The organism is Escherichia sp. 94.0001 (assembly GCF_013369155.2).
GTDB classification, from domain to species: Bacteria; Pseudomonadota; Gammaproteobacteria; order Enterobacterales; family Enterobacteriaceae; genus Escherichia; species Escherichia coli_F.
On the sequence record NZ_JABWMS020000035.1, the window covers coordinates 1 to 20355 of the forward strand.

Below are 20355 nucleotides of genomic sequence, written 5' to 3' on the forward strand. Positions count from 1 at the left end.
GTGGCGCATTATAGGGAGTTATTCCGGCCTGACAAGAGGAAATTTAAAATAATTTACCGACCGCGCATTTTTTACTCTTTATGCTTATTTCAGCGTCGGTTTGTCGGTTAAATGGGCGATTTCTCGGGCGAAATTCGCCACCTGCTGCCAATCGGTATAGACAACTTCTTTGCGCGTATCCGTTTCACCGCCTGACATCTTCATAATCAGCTTGATCATAAAGCGGTCGTACCAGCGGTAACGTGGATAACGTAGCGCCCCGGCAATGACGGCACAGCGATCGGGACGCCATTGTGAACTCATCAGAAACTTCCGCGCGTAGCTGTTGGTCTGTGGAGTACGCTTCTCCGGTTTACGCGCCACCAGGTTTACGGAGTAAAAGGCGCTCGGCATCGAATTCAGCCGCGTCGCATGCTTTTTGACAAATTCCTGGAACGCAGAGTGGTAGTGACCATAGCGAATAGAAGCACCAATGACCACGCGATCGTAGTTTTCCCACTGGGGTTCTTCAATGCGATGCACATTAGCGACATCTGCCTGGATCCCCAGTTCTTTCAGTTCCGAAGCCAGGTAGGAGGCAATCTCGCGCGTTTGTCCGTCCCTTGTTGAGAAAAGAATTAATGTTTTCACGTATTACTCCATCATTCACGCCAGAAAGTCGGGGTAAAGAGCACCAGTAATGTAAAGACCTCGAGACGACCAAACAGCATATTGGCAATCAGGATCCATTTAGCCACCGGGTTCATACTGGTAAAGTTATCAGCAACCACGCCAAGCCCTGGCCCCAGGTTATTCAATGTCGCAACAACCGAGGCAAAGGCAGAAAAGTCATCCACCCCCGTGGCGATAATCGCCAGCATACTGACAATAAACACCAATGCATAGGCAGAGAAAAATCCCCAAACAGCTTCGAGGATACGTTCCGGCAGTGCGCGATTCCCTAGCTTAATGCTGTAAACGGCGTTCGGATGCACCAGTCGTTTCAGCTCACGGTTCCCCTGCTTAAACAGCAGCAGAATGCGGATCACTTTCAGGCCACCGCCCGTAGACCCGGCGCAACCGCCAATAAATGCTGAACATAAAAGCAGTACCGGCAAAAAGAGCGGCCAGCGGGCAATGCTATCTGTCGTAAATCCGGCGGTCGTCGCCATCGACACCACCTGAAAAAACGCCTGGTTAATTGTCATCAGCGCCGAACTGTAGACATTATGAAACCACAGCACGAGGGTACAAATAACCACCAGCGTAAACTGTACGCCGATAAACATGCGAAATTCCGGATCGCGCCAATAAACCTTCAGACTACGCCCACTTAACAGTGAAAAGTGCAGACCGTAGTTACAGCCGGAGATCAGCAGGAAGATAGCAATGATGGTGTTAATAGTCGGGCTGTCGAAATAACCGATACTGGCATCATGTGTCGAGAAGCCGCCAATAGCGATAGTCGCAAAGCTATGGCCGATGGCATCAAAGGCATCCATTCCGGCAAACCACAACGCCAGCGCACAGGCGACGGTCAGCAAGACATAAATCAACCACAGGGTTTTCGCCGTTTCCGCAATTCGCGGGCGCATTTTGTTATCTTTCAGCGGGCCGGGCATTTCCGCGCGATAGAGCTGCATCCCACCCACGCCGAGGATAGGCAGTATCGCAACCGCCAACACGATGATCCCCATCCCGCCAAACCATTGCAGCATCTGGCGATAAAAGAGGATTGCGTGAGGAAGTGTATCCAGTCCCACCAGCGTAGTGGCCCCCGTGGTAGTCAGACCGGAGAAAGATTCAAAAAACGCATCGGTAATCGTGAGGTTTGGGCTTTCCGAGAAGATAAAAGGGAGCGCACCGACGCTACCCAACACGGTCCAGAACAGCACCACTATCAGAAACCCTTCACGGGATTTCAGTTCGCCCTTTTCTTTACGGTTCGGCCACCACAGCATAGAACCAATGGCAAGGGCGACAAAAAAGGTCTGGGTAAAGGCGCGGCCCGCACCATCCCGGTAGATGAGTGCTACCAGTCCAGGGATAATCATGGTCCCTGAAAATAAGATGACCAGTAGTCCAACGATTCGGGTAATGGCGCGAAAATGCATCTCTGCCGCTTCCTTAGTTCTGCAAAACGAAGTGGGGATTATTCTTCAATCGCTAACAATTGCAATGAACCACGGCTAAAATCCGCCAGCTTTGCGGAAAATTCAGCCACTTTCGCTGCCGGAAGCGCCACCCGCAGCAGAACGAATGCCTGATAATCACTGTTGATAATTTTGCCGCCACACTGCCCCAGCAACGCTTCAATGCCGGTTAACTGACTATATTCACATTGCAAAGTATATTCGGTTAATGGCGTCTTGCGTTGGGTCGTTAGCTGGCGCAGCGCCTGATTCACGCCGCCGCCATACGCTTTCACTAACCCACCGGTGCCCAGCAATATGCCGCCGTAGTAGCGCACCACCACAGCGGTAATTTCCCCGACGCCGCTGCCCATTAGTTGGGCGAGCATCGGTTTACCTGCCGTTCCCGCCGGCTCCCCGTCGTCAGAGAAACCCAGCTGTTGAGAATCATCCGGCGCACCCGCCACCCACGCCACGCAATGGTGGCGGGCATCGGGGTGTTCTGCCCGCACCGATTCAACAAACGCTTTCGCCGCCTCAACGCCATCGGTATGCGCCAACAGCGTAATGAAGCGGCTCTTTTTGATCTCTTCAACGACCGTGACCGGTGCCGCAGGGATTAACCAGCTTTCCATCACGCCAGTTTCAGATCCCGGGTCATGTTTTCCACGTTGTTTTCGTGGATCACCACGTTGTCTTCGATACGAATGCCACCAAACGGTTTCAGTGCTTCAATTTTCTGCCAGTTGAAGTGTTTGCTGAACTGCCCTTCACGCCACGGCGCCAGCAGCGATTCGATGAAGTAGATACCCGGTTCGATGGTTAACACCATGCCCGGCTGGAGAATACGAGTGCAGCGCAGGTACGGATATTTTGCCGGTGCCGCGAGGTGCGTACCGCTATCATCCTGCATAAAACCAGCGACGTCATGCACCTGCAGGCCCAGCGGATGGCCGATACCATGCGGCATAAACGGTCCGGTAAGATCATTTTCGACCATCGCCTCTTCACTCATATCGGTGATGATTTGATGTTTACGCAGCAGTTTGGCGATACGCTGATGGAACTGGATGTGGTAATCCACATAGCTGACGCCTGCTTTCATGGTAGCGATCAGCGCCAGTTGTTCATCATTTACGTCTTTCACCAGCTGTGCATAGTCGTTGTCGCTTTTTGCCGACCAGGTACGAGTCAGGTCAGCCGCATAGCCGTTATATTCGGCCCCGGCATCCAGCAGGAAGCTGCGCATCTCTTCCGGTGCCTGATGGTCGAGTTTGGTGTAATGCAGTACCGCAGCGTGTTCGTTGAGCGCCACAATGTTGCTGTAAGGCACGTCGGTATCACGATGACCGGTCGCGGTCAGATAGGCAATGTTGATATCGAACTCGCTCATGCCAGAACGGAACGCTTCTTCTGCCGCGCGATGACCGTTGACCGCCATTTTCTGCGCTTCACGCATACAGGCCAGTTCGTACTCGGTTTTGAAGGAGCGGTAGTAATGCAGGTAGTCGATCACCCCTTTCGGGTTGATATTGCTGGCCTCAATACCCAGTTGCAGCGCACGTTCTGGCACCGGACCGATATAACCGATATTGCCGCGCGCAGCAGGCAACAGACTACCAATGCCATCGGCTTTCGGCAGCGCGATCACTTCTACATCTTCAGTCCAGAAGGAGTTCGGCAGCGGTTCGACGTTGTGCCAGTAATCAACCGGCAGATAGAACCACAGTTTCGGCTTATTCACGCCATCCACCAGCAGCCAGCAGTTTGGCACCTGAGTTACCGGCACCCACGCTTTGAATTGCGGGTTCACTTTAAACGGATAGGGATGATCGTCGAGAAAAACGTTGAACAGTTCGCCGGAGTGAATAAGTAACGCATCCAGTTTGAAGCGCGCCAGCGCATCGCGAGTCCGTTCCTGTAAGGTAGCTATATGATTTTTATAGAGCGAGGCCAGTGATTCCATTTTTTACCCTTCTGTTTTTTGACCTTAAGTCTCCGCATCTTAGCACAACGTTAATACAGAGCGTGATTTCTGCCGAGCGTGATCAGATTGGCATTTCTTTAATCTTTTATTTGCATATTTTTAACACAAAATACACACTTCGTCTCATCTGGTACGACCAGATCACCTTGCGGATTCAGGAGACTGACATGCTTTACAAAGGCGACACCCTGTACCTTGACTGGCTGGAAGATGGCATTGCCGAACTGGTATTTGATGCCCCAGGTTCAGTTAATAAACTCGACACTGCGACCGTCGCCAGCCTCGGCGGGGCCATCGGCGTGCTGGAACAGCAATCAGATTTAAAAGGGCTGCTGCTGCGTTCGAATAAAGCAGCCTTTATCGTCGGTGCTGATATCACCGAATTCTTGTCCCTGTTCCTCGTTCCTGAAGAACAGTTAAGCCAGTGGCTGCATTTTGCCAATAGCGTGTTTAATCGCCTGGAAGATCTGCCGGTGCCGACCATTGCTGCCGTCAACGGCTATGCGCTGGGCGGTGGCTGCGAATGTGTGCTGGCGACCGATTATCGTCTGGCGACGCCAGATCTGCGCATCGGTCTACCGGAAACCAAACTGGGCATCATGCCGGGCTTTGGCGGTTCTGTACGTATGCCACGTATGCTCGGTGCTGATTGTGCGCTGGAAATCATTGCCGCCGGTAAAGATGTCGGCGCGGATCAGGCGCTGAAAATCGGTCTGGTGGATGGCGTAGTCAAAGCAGAAAAACTGGTTGAAGGCGCGAAGGCGATTTTACGTCAGGCCATTAACGGCGACCTCGACTGGAAAGCGAAACGTCAGCCGAAGCTGGAACCGCTAAAACTGAGCAAGATTGAAGCCACCATGAGCTTCACCATCGCTAAAGGAATGGTCGCACAAACAGCAGGGAAACATTACCCCGCACCCATCACCGCAGTAAAAACCATTGAAGCGGCTGCCCGTTTTGGTCGTGAAGAAGCATTAAATCTGGAAAACAAAAGTTTTGTCCCGCTGGCGCATACCAACGAAGCTCGCGCACTGGTCGGCATTTTCCTTAACGATCAATATGTAAAAGGCAAAGCGAAGAAACTCACCAAAGATGTTGAAACCCCGAAACAGGCCGCTGTGCTGGGCGCAGGCATTATGGGCGGCGGCATCGCTTACCAGTCTGCGTGGAAAGGCGTGCCGGTTGTCATGAAAGATATCAACGACAAGTCGTTAACCCTCGGCATGACCGAAGCCGCGAAACTGCTGAACAAGCAGCTTGAGCGCGGCAAGATCGACGGTCTGAAACTGGCTGGCGTGATCTCCACGATTCATCCAACGCTCGACTACGCCGGGTTTGATCGCGTGGACGTTGTGGTAGAAGCGGTTGTCGAAAACCCGAAAGTGAAAAAAGCCGTGCTGGCAGAAACCGAGCAGAAAGTACGCCCGGATACCGTGCTGGCTTCCAATACTTCAACCATTCCTATCAGCGAACTGGCCAACGCGCTGGAACGCCCGGAAAACTTCTGCGGGATGCATTTCTTTAACCCAGTGCACCGGATGCCGTTGGTGGAAATTATTCGCGGTGAGAAAAGCTCCGACGAAACCATCGCGAAAGTTGTCGCATGGGCGAGCAAGATGGGTAAAACGCCGATTGTGGTTAACGACTGCCCCGGCTTCTTTGTTAACCGCGTGCTGTTCCCCTACTTCGCCGGATTCAGCCAGTTACTGCGCGACGGCGCAGACTTCCGCAAGATCGACAAAGTGATGGAAAAACAGTTTGGCTGGCCGATGGGTCCGGCATACCTGCTGGATGTCGTGGGCATTGATACCGCGCATCACGCCCACGCAGTGATGGCAGCAGGTTTCCCGCAGCGGATGCAGAAAGATTATCGCGATGCCATCGACGCACTGTTTGATGCCAACCGTTTTGGTCAGAAGAACGGCCTTGGTTTCTGGCGTTATAAAGAAGACAGCAAAGGTAAGCCGAAGAAAGAAGAAGATGCCGCCGTTGACGACCTGCTGGCAGAAGTCAGTCAGCCGAAGCACGATTTCAGCGAAGAAGAGATTATCGCCCGCATGATGATCCCGATGGTCAACGAAGTGGTGCGTTGTCTGGAGGAAGGCATTATCGCCACTCCGGCAGAAGCCGATATGGCACTGGTCTACGGCCTGGGCTTCCCTCCGTTCCACGGCGGCGCGTTCCGCTGGCTGGACACCCTCGGCAGCGCGAAATACCTCGATATGGCACAGCAATATCAGCACCTCGGCCCGCTGTATGAAGTGCCGGAAGGTCTGCGTAATAAAGCGCGTCATAACGAACCGTACTATCCCCCGGTTGAGCCAGCCCGTCCGGTTGGCGACCTGAAAACGGCTTAAGGAGTCACAATGGAACAGGTTGTCATTGTCGATGCAATTCGTACCCCGATGGGCCGTTCGAAGGGCGGTGCTTTTCGTAACGTGCGTGCGGAAGATCTCTCCGCTCATTTAATGCGTAGCCTGCTGGCGCGTAACCCGGCGCTGGAAGCAGCGGCCCTCGATGATATTTACTGGGGTTGTGTGCAGCAGACGCTGGAGCAGGGTTTTAATATCGCTCGTAACGCGGCGCTGTTGGCAGAAGTGCCGCATTCTGTCCCGGCGGTGACCGTCAATCGCTTGTGCGGTTCATCCATGCAGGCACTGCATGACTCAGCACGGATGATTATGACCGGCGATGCGCAGGCATGTCTGGTCGGTGGCGTGGAGCATATGGGCCATGTGCCGATGAGTCACGGCGTCGATTTTCACCCCGGCCTGAGCCGCAATGTCGCCAAAGCGGCGGGCATGATGGGCTTAACGGCAGAAATGCTGGCGCGTATGCACGGTATCAGCCGTGAAATGCAGGATGCCTTTGCCGCGCGATCACACGCCCGCGCCTGGGCCGCCACGCAGTCGGGCGCATTTAAAAATGAAATCATCCCGACCGGTGGTCACGATGCCGACGGCGTCCTGAAGCAGTTTAATTACGACGAAGTGATTCGGCCGGAAACCACCGTGGAAGCCCTCGCCACGCTGCGTCCGGCGTTCGATCCAGTCAGCGGCACGGTAACGGCGGGTACGTCTTCCGCTCTCTCCGATGGCGCAGCTGCCATGCTGGTGATGAGTGAAAGCCGCGCCCGAGAATTAGGTCTTAAGCCGCGCGCCCGCGTGCGTTCGATGGCGGTCGTTGGTTGTGATCCGTCGATTATGGGTTACGGCCCGGTTCCGGCCTCGAAGCTGGCGCTGAAAAAAGCGGGGCTTTCTGCCAGCGATATCGGCGTGTTTGAAATGAATGAAGCCTTCGCCGCGCAGATCCTGCCGTGCATTAAAGATCTGGGACTGATGGAGCAGATTGACGAGAAGATCAACCTCAATGGTGGTGCGATCGCGCTGGGTCATCCGCTGGGTTGTTCCGGTGCGCGTATCAGCACCACGCTGCTGAATCTGATGGAACGCAAAGACGTTCAGTTTGGTCTGGCGACGATGTGTATCGGTCTGGGTCAGGGTATTGCAACGGTGTTTGAGCGGGTTTAACCACTTGCCGGATGCGGCGTAAACGCCTTATCCGGTCTACCGACCCAGCACTAATGTAGGCCTGATAAGACGCGCCAGCGTCGCATCAGGCATCGTGCAACGATTGCCGGATGCGACATAGATCTAAATGCCACTGTATAAAGTTTTAGTTGCCGTTCTTCCCGCCTGTCAGGGGCGGGTTTTTTATATCTCAGATAAATGCAAACGCATCGCCAAACAGGCGGTCTTCCCGCGCATTACGCTCACTGCAAAACAGGTCACGGGCAATTTTCGCCATCTCAAAACGTCCGGCAATATAGATATCATGCTCTGCCAGCGTACCGTGATCCTGCAATACCGCCGTTAACACAGTGCCAGTACGCCCACGCCAGCCCGCTTCCGGTTGTTCAACCACCGGCACCACTTGCAAACCTGGATGCTTAAGCGAAAGCGCCTCAAGCTCGCAGAGATCATAAAGATGCTGCTCTTCACGCCCACCCCAGTAAATGGTGATATCACGGTTTGGGTTACGCGCCAGCGCCGTCAGCAAAATCGAGCGCGCATAAGAGAAGCCTGTACCGCCCGCAATCAAAATCATCGGACGCTCTTCATCATCGCGCAGCCACGCTTCTCCGTGGGGAATATCGACCACGATTTGATGATCTTTGAGGATACGGTCCATGACTGCTTTCGCGTAAAGGTTGATTTCAGAAGCGCCAATATGCAGCTCGATAAACTCTTTTTCATCCGGCGTCGAAGCCATTGAGAATGGACGTTTATCGCGCTCATCCATCACCACCATCAAATACTGACCAGCACGAAAAGAAAAGGCCGCGTCTGGCACGATTCGAACACGATATACGGTATCGGTGATAGCTTCTACCGAGGTCACTTTACAGCTTAAGGTTGTCATGCGCTTTCTCTGTCGGATCGATAAATAGGGCAAAACAAACGCGCATCAGGCGCTTTTACCGTTGTTAAAAATAGCCAGTTCATCCCAGATGGCGTCAATATGCGCGACAACATCCGGATCTTTTTTGATGGGACGTCCCCATTCACGCTGGGTTTCCCCTGGCCATTTATTCGTGGCATCCAGCCCCATTTTTGAACCCAGCCCGGAGACAGGCGAGGCAAAATCCAGATAATCAATAGGCGTATTTTCGACCAACACCGTGTCCCGCACCGGGTCCATACGGGTGGTAATCGCCCAAATCACATCGTTCCAGTCGCGTGCGTTGACGTCATCATCGCAAACGATCACAAATTTAGTGTACATAAACTGGCGTAAGAACGACCAGACGCCCATCATGACGCGCTTCGCGTGTCCGGCGTACTGTTTTTTGATCGTCACTACCGCCAGGCGATAAGAGCAGCCTTCCGGCGGCAGGTAAAAATCGACAATTTCCGGGAACTGTTTTTGCAGAATCGGCACAAACACTTCGTTCAGTGCGACACCCAGCACAGCAGGTTCATCCGGCGGACGCCCGGTATAGGTGGAATGATAAATCGCATCTTCACGCTGGGTAATATGCGTCACAGTAAATACCGGGAAACTATCGACTTCGTTATAGTAACCGGTGTGGTCGCCATACGGCCCTTCCGGCGCCGTTTCACCTTGTTCGATATACCCTTCCAGCACAATCTCCGCACTGGCGGGCACTTCAAGGTCATTGGAGATACACTTCACCACTTCGGTCTTGGTGCCGCGCAGCAATCCGGCAAACGCATATTCTGAAAGTGTATCCGGAACGGGCGTTACCGCACCGAGAATCGTAGCGGGATCAGCACCCAGCGCCACAGAAACCGGGAAACGTTCGCCCGGATGCGCCGCGCACCACTCCTGATAATCCAGCGCGCCGCCGCGATGCGACAGCCAACGCATAATCAGTTTGTTTTTACCAATCAGCTGCTGGCGATAAATACCCAGATTCTGCCGTTCTTTATTCGGGCCGCGCGTTACGGTCAGCCCCCAGGTAATCAGCGGCGCGGCATCTTCCGGCCAGCAGGTCATAATGGGAATGCGGTTAAGATCGACGTCATCGCCAGAGACGATTTTTTGTTGGCAGGGCGCACCACGCAGTCGCTTTGTCGGCATGTTCAATACTTGTTTAAACTGCGGCAGTTTATCAAACAGGTCGCGGAAACCTTTTGGCGGCTCCGGCTCTTTCAGAAACGCCAATAATTTACCAACTTCACGCAGCGCCGAAACATCTTCCTGCCCCATGCCCATCGCCACGCGCTTTGGCGTACCGAACAGGTTGCACAGCACCGGCATTGAGTAGCCTTTAGGGTTTTCGAACAACAACGCAGGCCCACCTGCACGCAAAGTGCGGTCAGCAATTTCAGTGATTTCCAGATGCGGATCCACCGGGAGAGTGATACGTTTTAGCTCACCCTGCTGTTCAAGCAGCGTCAGGAAGTCGCGTAAATCGTTATATTTCATGGCATCCATTGTAGCCTCTTAATCTGCGCCCATTATACGGCGTTCATCTTTGCGATGCTGTAAATTTGTTAAATTAGCGTGAACTCTGACGGTATAACGCAAACCGGGGAATATAATTAACTTAGCGTAAAGCTTTTGCTATCCTTGCGCCCCGATTAAACGGATAAGAGTCATTATGCAATCCTGGTATTTACTGTACTGCAAGCGCGGGCAACTTCAACGTGCCCAGGAACACCTCGAAAGACAGGCGGTGAATTGCCTGGCGCCGATGATCACCCTGGAAAAAATCGTGCGAGGCAAACGAACCGCAGTCAGTGAACCACTGTTCCCCAATTACCTGTTTGTGGAATTTGATCCGGAAGTGATTCATACCACAACCATCAGTGCGACCCGCGGCGTCAGCCACTTTGTGCGCTTTGGCGCGTCGCCAGCGATAGTCCCATCAGCGGTGATTCATCAGCTGTCGGTGTATAAACCGAAAGACATTGTTGATCCGGCGACCCCTTATCCGGGTGATAAGGTAATTATTACCGAAGGCGCATTCGAAGGTTTCCAGGCCATTTTCACCGAACCCGACGGCGAGGCACGTTCCATGCTATTGCTTAATCTTATTAATAAAGAGATCAAGCACAGCGTGAAGAACACCGAGTTCCGCAAACTCTAAAACGCAACCCCAAACAGTGTTTTGACATTGGCATCCGTGGTGGCAGCCAGCCATGCGGCATCTTCCCCACGCCATTGCGCGATACGTTGCAAAATATGGGGCAGATAGGCTGGCTCGTTGCGCCGGGATGATGGCTTCGGCGTGAGATCTCGCGGGAGCAGATACGGCGCATCAGTTTCGATCAGCAATTTCTCCGCCGGAATCAACGGCAAGATTTCCCGCAGCTCCAGCCCACGTCGTTCATCGCAAACCCAACCGGTAATGCCGATATAAATTCCACGCGCCGCGCACGCCTGCATCTCTTCACGTGTACCGGTAAAGCAATGAAGAACTGCACCAGGCAGTTTATCCAGCCACGGCTCCAGCAAGGTTATAAACCGATCGTGGGCATCGCGACAGTGCATAAATACTGGCATGTTTAATTCTGCAGCAATGCGTAGCTGAGCAACAAAAGCACGTTCCTGCTCTTCTGGTGTAGAAAAGTTGCGGTTAAAGTCGAGGCCACACTCACCAATCGCCACCACTTCTGGCTGCGAGGCCAGTTCAATGATCGCTTCTTCGGTCGCTGCTTGCCACTGGCTGCTGTCATGAGGATGCACGCCCGCCGTTGACCAACAGGATGAATACTGACGCGCCAGTTTTTGTGCCTGCTGGCTTTCGTGCAGGTTAGTGCCAGTGATGAGCAGCCCATCAACTCCTGCGTCAAAAGCGCGTGCTACAACATCATCACGGTCTTTCGCAAATTGCGAACTGGTCAAATTAACGCCGATATCAAACATCCTGTACTCCATATGACAACCGCCCTGACGGGCGGTTGAATTTATTCTTCAGTTTTTTCGCTTTCTGCTTCAGCGTCGTTTTCCTCTTCCCGGTTTCGACCCTTACCAACGTAAAAGCGTGAGAAGAAGACACCGATTTCAAACAGGCAGTACATCGGGATCGCCAGCAGCGTTTGCGAGAAGACATCCGGCGGCGTCAGCAGCATCCCGACAACAAATGCGCCAACCAGCACATACGGACGTTTTTTGCGTAAGTCTTCTGGCGAGGTAATTCCCATCCAGCACAGCAGCACAATTGCCACCGGCACTTCAAAGGAGACACCAAACGCCATAAACAGCGCCATAACGAAGCTTAAATAGCTGGCGATGTCGGTGGATACCTGTACCCCTTCCGGCGCGGTATTGGCAAGGAAGCCAAATGCCAGCGGAAAGACCACAAAGTAGGCGAACGCCATGCCGATATAAAACAACAGAGAGCTGGAAACCAGCAGCGGCACCACCAGGCGACGTTCGTGCTTATACAATGCTGGGGCGATAAACGCCCACACCTGATAGAGAATCACCGGCGCTGATAGAATCAGCGACACCATAAAGGTCAGCTTGATCGGCGTAAAGAACGGTGAGGCCACGTCAGTGGCGATCATCGTTGAGCCTTGCGGCAACTGCTTGATCAATGGTGCGGATACCAGGTGATAGATGTCATTGGCGAAATAGACCAGACACAGGAATATCACGATCACCGCGATAATGCAGTTCAGCAGACGCTTACGCAGCTCAATCAGATGCGTGATAAGCGGTTGAGTATCTTCTACAGACATGTTTACGGTTTATCACTCGACGAAGGGGAAGGTGCAGCGGTTTTCGGTTCAGCGTCCGCAGCAGGTTTTACCACCGGCTCTGGCGTGGTTTCGGACTTCTGTTCTGGCGAACTGGCCTGCGTTTGTGCAGCGGCAGGCGTTACGCCTTCATGCGCAGCTTCATTATCTTTCACCACCGGATTATGGATGGTGTGCGCTTCATCGCTCGCCTTTTCAGGATCGTTTGCAACGTAGGAACGCTTCATCGACTCCGCGGCCTGGCGTAGTTCATCCATCGACGCTTTCAGTTCGGGCGTCAGGTTAGTGAGGCTCGCCTTTTCAACCTTTTTCAGGCTGTCCTGAAACTCCTGGAGTTTTAACTCCTGGGTCAATTCGTTCTGCACCGTTGTCGCCAGTGAACGCAACGCGCGAATCCAGCCCGCTACCGTTTTTACCGCCACAGGCAGTCGTTGCGGCCCCAGAACGACGAGGCCGATGATGAACACCAATAGCAGTTCGCTAAAACCGATATCAAACACGGATTACACCTGCTCTTTATCGTGGCGCTTCGCGTCTTCTGTTTTAGCCTGTTCCTGATTCGTATCCGCCTGCTTATCGGCGATAGTTTTCGCAGTAAAATCAGCATCCTGACTGGTTTTATCCTGCTTTGGTTCATCATCGCTCATTGCTTTTTTAAAGCCTTTGATCGACGCACCAAGATCGGAACCGATGGAGCCGAGCTTTTTGGTGCCAAAAAGCAGTACAACGATGACGGCAATAATCAATAACTGCCAAATACTGATACCACCCATACATGTTCCTCTGTGGTAGATGATGATTAAACAAGGCCGCATTATACGTTACACGGCCCGCCTTGAGCGATGAAAAAATCAGCGTGTTTTGCGCCAACCGACAAACCAGGCGATCAGACCACCTGCCATTAACCAGCCGGGCATCAACCCCCAATCAGGGCGGCTGACCAACAAGAATGTGCCGCTTAATACTAACGTAGCGCCAATTCCGAGAAAATAACGCGATTGTCCCTGACGTACATGATTTGACTGAAGCTCGCGGGCAATCTTATCAAGACTGTGCTGTAAATACTTGCCCTGGCGCAAACTGTCGTAAACCAGTTCAGGCAGTTCTGGCATTTTTTCGACCCAGAACGGCGCTTTTTCTTTAAATGCTCTCACCAGCGCAGGAATACCGACCTGATCTTTAATCCACGACTCCAGGAAAGGCTTCGCCGTTTTCCATAAATCGAGCTGCGGATAAAGCTGGCGACCTACCCCTTCGACGTAGAGCAGGGTTTTCTGGAGTAACACCAGTTGCGGCTGCACTTCCATATTGAAGCGACGCGCCGTATTAAACAGATTTAACAGTACATGTCCAAACGAAATTTCGGCCAGCGGTTTCTCAAAGATAGGTTCACAGACCGTACGAATGGCAAATTCGAACTCTTCAACGTTGGTATCTGGCGGCACCCAGCCTGAATCGACGTGTAGCTCTGCCACTTTGCGATAATCGCGATTAAAGAAGGCGATAAAGTTTTCCGCCAGATAGCGTTTATCTTCTTTGTTTAGCGAGCCAACAATCCCGCAATCAATGCCGATATATTTCGGGTTTTCTGGGTGTTCATAGCTTACAAAGATGTTGCCAGGGTGCATATCGGCATGGAAAAAGCTGTCACGAAAGACCTGAGTGAAGAACACCTGCACGCCGCGTTCCGCCAGCAATTTCATGTTGGTGCCGTTTTTCTCCAGCGCCGCGACATCAGAAACCGGAATGCCGTAAATACGCTCCATCACCATCATCCCTTCACTGCAATAGTCAGGGTAAACTTCCGGGATGTAGAGCATTGGGCTGTCTTCAAAATTGCGCCGAAGCTGAATGGCGTTGGCAGATTCCCGCAGCAAATTCAGTTCATCAATCAATGTCTTTTCGTACTCGCGCACCACTTCGGTTGGGCGCAGACGGCGACCATCCGGCAGCAAACGCGGCACCCAGCGAGCCAGACGGTAGATAAGTTTCAGATCCGCTTTAATCACCGGCAAAATATCCGGGCGGATAACTTTAATCACCACCTCTTTGCCATTCGATTTCAATCGCGCGGTATGAACCTGAGCAATAGAAGCCGACGCCAGCGGCTTGATTTCAAAATCGTCAAACCACGCTTCTACCGGCAAACCGCCCATTGCAGCTTCAATCTGTTGCTTCGCAAGCTTGCCATCAAACGGAGCAACTTTGTCCTGCAATAACGCCAGCTGATCGGCAATATGCGGAGGAAAAAGGTCGCGGCGGGTAGACAGCATCTGCCCGAACTTGATCCACACTGGCCCCAGTTCTTGCAGAGCCAGTCGTAGTCGCTCACCTAAAGGTTTGTCTTTATGCCGATTTGGCATCCAGAATAATGAGTATCGCCATAGTCGTAACGGCAGGGTGATACGCATTTTAGGGATCAGTTCATCAAGTCCGTAGCTTAAAAAAGTGCGAATGATGAAATATAGGCGCCGTACTTCACCTGGCGTCATTTAGCCTCCAGTTTTTCCAGCCGTTTGGTCAGGGCATCAACAGCACGCTCGACGGCAGCCGTCTCTTCCGCAAACCAGGCCACTTCAAGTGGACCGGGTGCCATACGCCACTCTTCAGTAATGGCTTCCGCCACATAACGTTGCTGGCGTTTAATACCGTGATGCAGGAGCTTTGCGCCTCCACGCAGGGCTTTGCTGATACCTTCAGCGGCGATATCACCGGTATAAGGGGCCAGCAGTTCCGCAGGGTCGAACTCTGCCAGATCTGCCAGCGCAACGAAGTTTTGCACCACCTGAATATCGCCCTGTACTTCCAGCTCACCGCTGCGAATTAACGCAGCAAGCTGCTGGCGATCGCGAAGTTTCGGCAACACGCTGGCGTAGGCGATAACGGTGCAGTCAGCATCTCCTGCCCATTCGCCCAGCACATCGACCTGGCGTTCGCTGAACACCAGAATCAATGACGTCGAAAAGCCTTTTACCTCCACGCGCAAAACTTTACCCAGCAGACGCGAGCGGGCCGTTTTCAGCGCGGGTGAACGATACAGGAAGGTGTTGAGCAGACTTTCAATTCCTGCCGTCACTAAAGGTTTAAAAGGCATTTCCGGTCTCCTGTCAGAACTTATAACCACGATGCAGCGCCACAACCCCTGCCGTCAGGTTGTAATAGTCGACACTTTCGAATCCAGCATCCTGCATCATAGCTTTCAGGGTGTCCTGATCGGGATGCATGCGGATAGATTCAGCAAGATAACGGTAGCTGTCAGCGTCGTTCGCGACCAGTGAGCCAATACGCGGCAGCACATGGAAGGAGTAAGCGTCATAGGCCTTACTTAACGGCTCGATAATCGGCTTCGAGAACTCAAGCACCAGCAGTCGGCCGCCAGGTTTCAGAACGCGATACATTGAACGCAGAGCTTTATCTTTGTCAGTGACGTTACGCAGACCAAACGAAATGGTGATGCAATCAAAGGTGTTATCCGGGAACGGCAGCGCCTCAGCGTTCGCCTGAACATACTCAACGTTGCCAATCACACCAATATTACGCAGCTTCTCGCGGCCCATTTTGAGCATGGATTCATTGATATCAGCAAGGACCACTTTGCCAGTTTCACCCACCAGGCGGGAGAATTTCGCTGTCAGGTCGCCAGTACCGCCTGCCAGATCCAGCACGGTCTGCCCGCGGCGTACGCCACTGCAATCAATCGTGAAGCGTTTCCACAAACGATGTATGCCAAAAGACATCAAATCATTCATGACATCGTATTTCGATGCCACGGAATGGAAAACGTGGGCGACCATATCCGCTTTTTGTTCCTTCGCGACGGTCTGAAAACCAAAGTGCGTCGTTTCTTGTGACTTATCCACCATCTCAATGCCTGCTCATCAAAAAATTGTTCCAGAAGTGTAACAGATTGGGCGTCGATGCCCTAGATTTCTACCCGGCTTAACTACCCCCAATGGGCTAGCGCGACTGCTGATTATATTCATCATCGCGTTGATAAGCTTCATCATTCGGCTGCTCCGGTACCGACCGCAGTCGATACTCTTCATCCTGGCTCACCGCTTGTTCAGCCAAATCCGGATTAATCTCGCGTTTAATTTCTACTCCTAAACCGCGAAACGCTTCTGCTTGCGCCAGCACATTTCCGCGACCTGAAGAGAGTTTTTTCATTGCCTGACGATAGTTGTCCTGTGCTTTGTCCAGACTTTGACCAATCGCGGACATATCATCGACAAACAAGCGCATTTTGTCGTACAACTTGCTGGCACGATCGGCTATTTTCTGAGCGTTGCGGCTTTGATGCTCATAGCGCCAGAGGTTGGCGATAGTGCGCAGCGCCACCAGCAGCGTGGTCGGGCTAACCAGCATAATATTGTTTTTCAACGCTTCGGTGATCAGCTCCGGCTGGCGGTCAAGCGCCAGTAAAAATGCGGGCTCAACAGGGATAAACATCAGCACGTAATCCAGCGTTCGTAGCCCCGGCAGCTGTTGATAATCTTTACGCCCCAGCAAGCGGATGTGGTTACGCACCGACGCGATATGTTCCTGTAGCGCGCTTTCACGTGTGTAGTCATCTTCAGCGTTGAAATAACGTTCATAGGCAACCAGCGTCATTTTGGCGTCGATCACCACATCTTTGCCCTGCGGCAGCCGCACGATGACATCCGGCTGCATCCGCGAGCGGGCGTCATTTTCGATGCTGACCTGGGTTTCATATTCATACCCTTCACGCAGACCGGAAGCCTCCAGCACACGCGTCAATACTACCTCGCCCCAGTTGCCCTGGGTTTTATTGTCGCCTTTCAGCGCACGCGTCAGGTTGATCGCTTCCTGGGCCATTTGCGCGTTGAGCTGCTGGAGATTGCGTATTTCGTGAGTCAGGGTATGGCGTTCTTGTGCTTCTTTACCGAAACTGTCCTGAACCTGACGACGAAAACCGTCCAGTTGTTCACGTAGTGGCGACAACAGGCTGTTCAGACTCTGACGGTTTTGCTCATCAACCCGGCGATTGCTGTGCTCGAAAATACGGTTGGCGAGGTTTTCAAACTGCTCACTGAGGCGCTGTTCGCTGTTGATCATTTGGCGAATTTTATCGTCAGCATGTTGCTGTACGGCCTCCATTCGCGTGGTGACTTCACGCAGATCCGCCTCCAGCGAGGTGTTAATGCTTTGCAGACTGCGCACTTCATTATTGAGTAACTCGCACTCAGCACGCCAATGTTCGCTTTGGGTAATTTGTTGTTTTGCCGCACTTAACTCCGCGACCATCTCTTCACGTTCAGCGAATTGCTCGGCTTTTTGCTGCGCATGCTGATAACTGGCAATCAGCCAGCCAATCGCCACGCTCACCAACGCAATAACTGCGTAAACCATGATTGAGATATCCACAACGCCTCCAGCCTCATTACTTACCCGCACAAAATAGAATTGTGCTGTACAAACGTCCAGTTTGAAAGAAGTTTCCTGCGAGGCGCTACGCAAAACGATCCTTAATTTTTATTATTTTATCCCACAATATGAGACGTAGTTTATATTGTGGGATATATCACCTTTTCCCCACGTCATTATGTGGAACACTTCAGCAATATCATCAGGAGAAACGTATGGCAGATACCTCTTCAACCACCGCTGGCGCACAAACGTTATTACGCGGGCTGGCGGTTCTTAATGCTGTTTATAACGGCTGCCATGACCTGAAAAGTATCGGCGAGTTCACCGGCACGACCCGGAGCACAACCCATCGTTTAGTCACCGTTCTGGTGGAACAACGCTACCTGCGCCACGTCCCAACGCAGGGCTACCAACTGGGCGCCAAACTGATCGAATTCGGTGCCAGAGCGCTGGAAAGCACCTCGCTGTACGAAGTTGCGCTGCCCGTTTTGCAACGCCTTGCCCGTTACACCCTGGACACCGTGCATCTGGGGATCGTTGAAGGCGACGAAGTGCTGTATCTGGAGAAGATCAACAGCCAGCGCGGGCTGGAAATGCGCTCACGCCCAGGCCATCGCATGCCACTGGCAATCACCGGCATCGGCAAGGCATTGATCCTCAACCGAACAGAAGAAGAGTGGCGCACGCTGTTTAAGACCTGTGGTGATGAAACAAAACTGGGCGCATTTATTCAGAACATGCGTCGTTATGCCGCCAGTGGTTTTGCTTTTGATCTGGAAGAGAACGAGCCGACTATCCGTTGCGTTGCAGCGCCGGTTTACAACGCCCGGGATGAAATTGTGGCGGCTATTTCTGTCGCCAGTACCACTACGTATATGTCACTGGCGCGTCTGGAAGAACTGGCACCTTACGTCAAATCCTGTGCAGAAGAGATATCCGCTGAACTGGGCTGGGGTAAGCACGTCCACAAAAATAAATAAACCATGACTAAAGGAAACGGCTAATGTCGGGAAACACCTCATTTATTGCCCTGGACTGGGGAACGTCATCGCTTCGGGCATGGCGTTTTGGCGACTCACCAAATCCACAAGAAAAACGTGAATTCCCGTGGGGGATCATGAAATTACCCTCCCAGGCAGCAACACGTGAGGACGCTTTCCACGATACGTTTTTACGTGTCTGCGGCGACTGGCTGGCACAATCCCCATGCCCGGTTCTGGCTTGCGGCATGATCGGCAGTGCGCAAGGGTGGCAACCCGCAGCTTATTTACCTTGCCCGGTCACTCTCGAGGGTCTGGCAAAGCAGTTGACGCCTGTTATCCACCAGCAGCAGACAATGCTGCACATTATTCCTGGCGTGATTAAAGAAGGTGAAATGCCCGAAGTGATGCGTGGCGAAGAGACACAAATCTTCGGTGCTATCTCGATGGAACCGGCCCTGCAAAACGCGATCCGCCAGGGTATGCCTGTGCTGATTGGCTTACCTGGCACACATGCGAAATGGGCGGTAGTTGAAAACAACACCATTACCGATTTTCGAACCTTTATGACAGGCGAGTTATTTGATGTTTTATCCCGCCATTCGATTCTCGGTGCCACCATGCGTTCGGGAGATGAACCGCACTGGGATGCCTTCGCCCACGGGCTGACAGCGGCACAAGAGCATCATCAGACCGGATTATTATCGACGCTGTTTTCGACCCGTTCGCGCCTGCTGACCAGTAATCTTACGCCGTCCTCACAGGGGGATTACCTTTCAGGATTACTGATAGGCCATGAATTATGCGGTCTGGCATCCAGTTTGCTACGTGATTTACCCGCCACAACACCGATCGCCTTAATCGGTAGCGCCACTCTGAACAGCCGCTATTCACAAGCATTCAGCCACGTTTTTCCCGACAGACAGCTACACGCCATTCCTAATGCCACTGAACAGGGGTTATGGCGAATCGCCCACGCTGCCGGGCTACTCTCCACCAACGCCAGGGAATGTACTCATGCCATTTAATACGCTTTTGCAAAAAACCGGGTTAGTCGCCATTTTACGCGGCGTGAAACCGGATGAGATTGTCGCCATCGGTGAAAAGCTGTATGCCGCTGGATTTCGCCTGATTGAGATTCCCATGAACTCGCCGGAGCCGTTGCAAAGTATCAGTTTACTGCGCGACGCCCTGCCTAAGGACTGCCTGGTCGGAGCCGGAACTGTGCTTTCGGTGGAGCAAGTCGTCGCGGTTAAAGAGGCTGGAGGCCAGATTATCGTGATGCCGCATTGCGATACTGCGGTGATCCGTCGTGCCCGTGCGCTGGGTATGTATTGTGCGCCTGGCGTCGCTACGCCCACCGAAGCTTTTGCTGCCATTGAACATGGCGCCAATGCCATCAAGCTGTTCCCGGCTGAACAAATTACGCCTGAAGTCACCAAAGCCTGGCGTGCGGTTATTCCACAATCCGTTCCGATGTTACCGGTTGGCGGTATCACTCCAGACACAATGGCGCGTTATCTGAGCCACGGCGCAAACGGCTTTGGCCTCGGTTCTGCGCTATATCGCCCCGGCATGACGCCAGAGCAAGTCTATGAAAATGCAGTACTGTTTATGAACGCATGGAACAATTTAAATAGCAAATAACTGATAAATAA

At 52.7% G+C, this 20355-nt stretch carries 20 protein-coding genes; 6 read left to right on the forward strand and 14 right to left on the reverse strand.

The annotated features are described in order from the left end of the window. Positions 1–84: 84 nt before the first annotated feature. From hemG to pepQ, 4 genes are read right to left on the reverse strand one after another with little or no spacing between them, the layout of a single operon-like run. Positions 85–630, reverse strand: coding sequence for a menaquinone-dependent protoporphyrinogen IX dehydrogenase (gene hemG / locus HEN33_RS15750; RefSeq protein WP_032185585.1), 546 nt, complete (start codon positions 628–630; stop codon positions 85–87). An 11-nt stretch (positions 631–641) separates the two neighbouring features. Further along, a complete protein-coding gene (trkH, locus tag HEN33_RS15755) occupies positions 642–2093 on the reverse strand; it encodes a Trk system potassium transporter TrkH (RefSeq protein WP_000545683.1) in 1452 nt (483 codons plus the stop codon). Positions 2094–2131: 38 nt separating this feature from the next. After that, positions 2132–2746 carry an IMPACT family protein gene (locus HEN33_RS15760; RefSeq protein WP_001353706.1) on the reverse strand — a complete coding sequence of 205 codons (615 nt, stop codon included), beginning with the start codon at positions 2744–2746 and terminating at the stop codon, positions 2132–2134. Beyond that, complete coding sequence (gene pepQ / locus HEN33_RS15765; protein WP_000444545.1) at positions 2746–4077, reverse strand: Xaa-Pro dipeptidase; 1332 nt, start codon at positions 4075–4077, stop codon at positions 2746–2748. Before pepQ ends, HEN33_RS15760 begins: the two co-directional genes overlap by 1 nt. A gap of 188 nt (positions 4078–4265) precedes the next feature. On the opposite strand from pepQ, the gene fadB reads away from it, so the two are divergent. Next, on the forward strand, positions 4266–6455 hold the full coding sequence (gene fadB, locus HEN33_RS15770) for a fatty acid oxidation complex subunit alpha FadB (RefSeq protein WP_176262869.1): 2190 nt from the start codon (positions 4266–4268) through the stop codon (positions 6453–6455). A gap of 9 nt (positions 6456–6464) precedes the next feature. Continuing rightward, positions 6465–7628: an acetyl-CoA C-acyltransferase FadA gene (fadA, locus tag HEN33_RS15775; RefSeq protein ID WP_176262868.1), complete on the forward strand. Its 1164-nt coding sequence runs from the start codon at positions 6465–6467 to the stop codon at positions 7626–7628. Positions 7629–7818: 190 nt separating this feature from the next. On the opposite strand, the gene fre is transcribed toward fadA, so the two are convergent. Together fre and ubiD are read right to left on the reverse strand one after the other, a co-directional pair. Beyond that, complete coding sequence (gene fre, locus HEN33_RS15780; protein ID WP_032185583.1) at positions 7819–8520, reverse strand: NAD(P)H-flavin reductase; 702 nt, start codon at positions 8518–8520, stop codon at positions 7819–7821. 45 nt (positions 8521–8565) lie between these two features. Next, complete coding sequence (gene ubiD, locus HEN33_RS15785; RefSeq protein WP_105271935.1) at positions 8566–10059, reverse strand: 4-hydroxy-3-polyprenylbenzoate decarboxylase; 1494 nt, start codon at positions 10057–10059, stop codon at positions 8566–8568. A 166-nt stretch (positions 10060–10225) separates the two neighbouring features. Here ubiD and rfaH point away from each other — a divergent pair, with 166 nt between their 5' ends. Beyond that, positions 10226–10714 (forward strand): transcription/translation regulatory transformer protein RfaH, encoded by a 489-nt coding sequence (gene rfaH / locus HEN33_RS15790; protein WP_001192404.1) that lies wholly within the window; start codon positions 10226–10228, stop codon positions 10712–10714. Here the strand turns inward: rfaH and tatD are convergent. From tatD to rmuC, 8 genes are all read right to left on the reverse strand, one after another. Continuing rightward, the gene (gene tatD, locus HEN33_RS15795; protein WP_105288321.1) at positions 10711–11493 is read right to left on the reverse strand and encodes a 3'-5' ssDNA/RNA exonuclease TatD; all 783 of its coding nucleotides are present in this window, start codon (positions 11491–11493) and stop codon (positions 10711–10713) included. The genes rfaH and tatD overlap by 4 nt on opposite strands. A gap of 41 nt (positions 11494–11534) precedes the next feature. After that, a complete protein-coding gene (tatC, locus tag HEN33_RS15800; protein ID WP_000109943.1) occupies positions 11535–12311 on the reverse strand; it encodes a Sec-independent protein translocase subunit TatC in 777 nt (258 codons plus the stop codon). Between the two features lie 2 nt (positions 12312–12313). Then, the gene (gene tatB / locus HEN33_RS15805; protein ID WP_130076670.1) at positions 12314–12829 is read right to left on the reverse strand and encodes a Sec-independent protein translocase protein TatB; all 516 of its coding nucleotides are present in this window, start codon (positions 12827–12829) and stop codon (positions 12314–12316) included. 3 nt (positions 12830–12832) lie between these two features. After that, a complete protein-coding gene (gene tatA, locus HEN33_RS15810; RefSeq protein WP_001295260.1) occupies positions 12833–13102 on the reverse strand; it encodes a Sec-independent protein translocase subunit TatA in 270 nt (89 codons plus the stop codon). Between the two features lie 78 nt (positions 13103–13180). Further along, positions 13181–14821, reverse strand: coding sequence for a ubiquinone biosynthesis regulatory protein kinase UbiB (gene ubiB / locus HEN33_RS15815; protein ID WP_176262867.1), 1641 nt, complete (start codon positions 14819–14821; stop codon positions 13181–13183). Beyond that, positions 14818–15423 (reverse strand): ubiquinone biosynthesis protein UbiJ, encoded by a 606-nt coding sequence (gene ubiJ / locus HEN33_RS15820; protein ID WP_001355388.1) that lies wholly within the window; start codon positions 15421–15423, stop codon positions 14818–14820. The genes ubiB and ubiJ overlap by 4 nt, the downstream gene beginning before the upstream one ends. A gap of 13 nt (positions 15424–15436) precedes the next feature. Then, positions 15437–16192 carry a bifunctional demethylmenaquinone methyltransferase/2-methoxy-6-polyprenyl-1,4-benzoquinol methylase UbiE gene (gene ubiE, locus HEN33_RS15825; RefSeq protein ID WP_000227958.1) on the reverse strand — a complete coding sequence of 252 codons (756 nt, stop codon included), beginning with the start codon at positions 16190–16192 and terminating at the stop codon, positions 15437–15439. Between the two features lie 94 nt (positions 16193–16286). Beyond that, positions 16287–17714 carry a DNA recombination protein RmuC gene (gene rmuC / locus HEN33_RS15830; protein ID WP_032185577.1) on the reverse strand — a complete coding sequence of 476 codons (1428 nt, stop codon included), beginning with the start codon at positions 17712–17714 and terminating at the stop codon, positions 16287–16289. Between the two features lie 215 nt (positions 17715–17929). Here rmuC and HEN33_RS15835 point away from each other — a divergent pair, with 215 nt between their 5' ends. The 3 genes from HEN33_RS15835 to HEN33_RS15845 are packed head-to-tail and all read left to right on the forward strand — an operon-like array spanning position 17930 to position 20344. Beyond that, a complete protein-coding gene (locus HEN33_RS15835; RefSeq protein WP_001361103.1) occupies positions 17930–18697 on the forward strand; it encodes an IclR family transcriptional regulator in 768 nt (255 codons plus the stop codon). A 23-nt stretch (positions 18698–18720) separates the two neighbouring features. Further along, positions 18721–19725: a 2-dehydro-3-deoxygalactonokinase gene (locus HEN33_RS15840; protein WP_115739252.1), complete on the forward strand. Its 1005-nt coding sequence runs from the start codon at positions 18721–18723 to the stop codon at positions 19723–19725. After that, entirely contained in the window at positions 19715–20344 is a 630-nt protein-coding gene (locus tag HEN33_RS15845; protein ID WP_001116474.1) for a 2-dehydro-3-deoxy-6-phosphogalactonate aldolase, read from the forward strand. The genes HEN33_RS15840 and HEN33_RS15845 overlap by 11 nt, the downstream gene beginning before the upstream one ends. Positions 20345–20355 lie beyond the last annotated feature (11 nt).

What these genes read in the sequence shown, in the direction of transcription:
- trkH (WP_000545683.1), bottom strand. Translation starts at nt 2,093, where the DNA reads ATGCATTTTCGCGCCATTACCCGAATCGTTGGACTACTGGTCATCTTA.
- HEN33_RS15760 (WP_001353706.1), bottom strand. Translation starts at nt 2,746, where the DNA reads ATGGAAAGCTGGTTAATCCCTGCGGCACCGGTCACGGTCGTTGAAGAG.
- pepQ (WP_000444545.1), bottom strand. Translation starts at nt 4,077, where the DNA reads ATGGAATCACTGGCCTCGCTCTATAAAAATCATATAGCTACCTTACAG.
- fadB (WP_176262869.1), top strand. Translation starts at nt 4,266, where the DNA reads ATGCTTTACAAAGGCGACACCCTGTACCTTGACTGGCTGGAAGATGGC.
- fadA (WP_176262868.1), top strand. Translation starts at nt 6,465, where the DNA reads ATGGAACAGGTTGTCATTGTCGATGCAATTCGTACCCCGATGGGCCGT.
- fre (WP_032185583.1), bottom strand. Translation starts at nt 8,520, where the DNA reads ATGACAACCTTAAGCTGTAAAGTGACCTCGGTAGAAGCTATCACCGAT.
- ubiD (WP_105271935.1), bottom strand. Translation starts at nt 10,059, where the DNA reads ATGGATGCCATGAAATATAACGATTTACGCGACTTCCTGACGCTGCTT.
- rfaH (WP_001192404.1), top strand. Translation starts at nt 10,226, where the DNA reads ATGCAATCCTGGTATTTACTGTACTGCAAGCGCGGGCAACTTCAACGT.
- tatD (WP_105288321.1), bottom strand. Translation starts at nt 11,493, where the DNA reads ATGTTTGATATCGGCGTTAATTTGACCAGTTCGCAATTTGCGAAAGAC.
- tatC (WP_000109943.1), bottom strand. Translation starts at nt 12,311, where the DNA reads ATGTCTGTAGAAGATACTCAACCGCTTATCACGCATCTGATTGAGCTG.
- tatA (WP_001295260.1), bottom strand. Translation starts at nt 13,102, where the DNA reads ATGGGTGGTATCAGTATTTGGCAGTTATTGATTATTGCCGTCATCGTT.
- ubiB (WP_176262867.1), bottom strand. Translation starts at nt 14,821, where the DNA reads ATGACGCCAGGTGAAGTACGGCGCCTATATTTCATCATTCGCACTTTT.
- ubiJ (WP_001355388.1), bottom strand. Translation starts at nt 15,423, where the DNA reads ATGCCTTTTAAACCTTTAGTGACGGCAGGAATTGAAAGTCTGCTCAAC.
- ubiE (WP_000227958.1), bottom strand. Translation starts at nt 16,192, where the DNA reads ATGGTGGATAAGTCACAAGAAACGACGCACTTTGGTTTTCAGACCGTC.
- HEN33_RS15835 (WP_001361103.1), top strand. Translation starts at nt 17,930, where the DNA reads ATGGCAGATACCTCTTCAACCACCGCTGGCGCACAAACGTTATTACGC.
- HEN33_RS15840 (WP_115739252.1), top strand. Translation starts at nt 18,721, where the DNA reads ATGTCGGGAAACACCTCATTTATTGCCCTGGACTGGGGAACGTCATCG.
- HEN33_RS15845 (WP_001116474.1), top strand. Translation starts at nt 19,715, where the DNA reads ATGCCATTTAATACGCTTTTGCAAAAAACCGGGTTAGTCGCCATTTTA.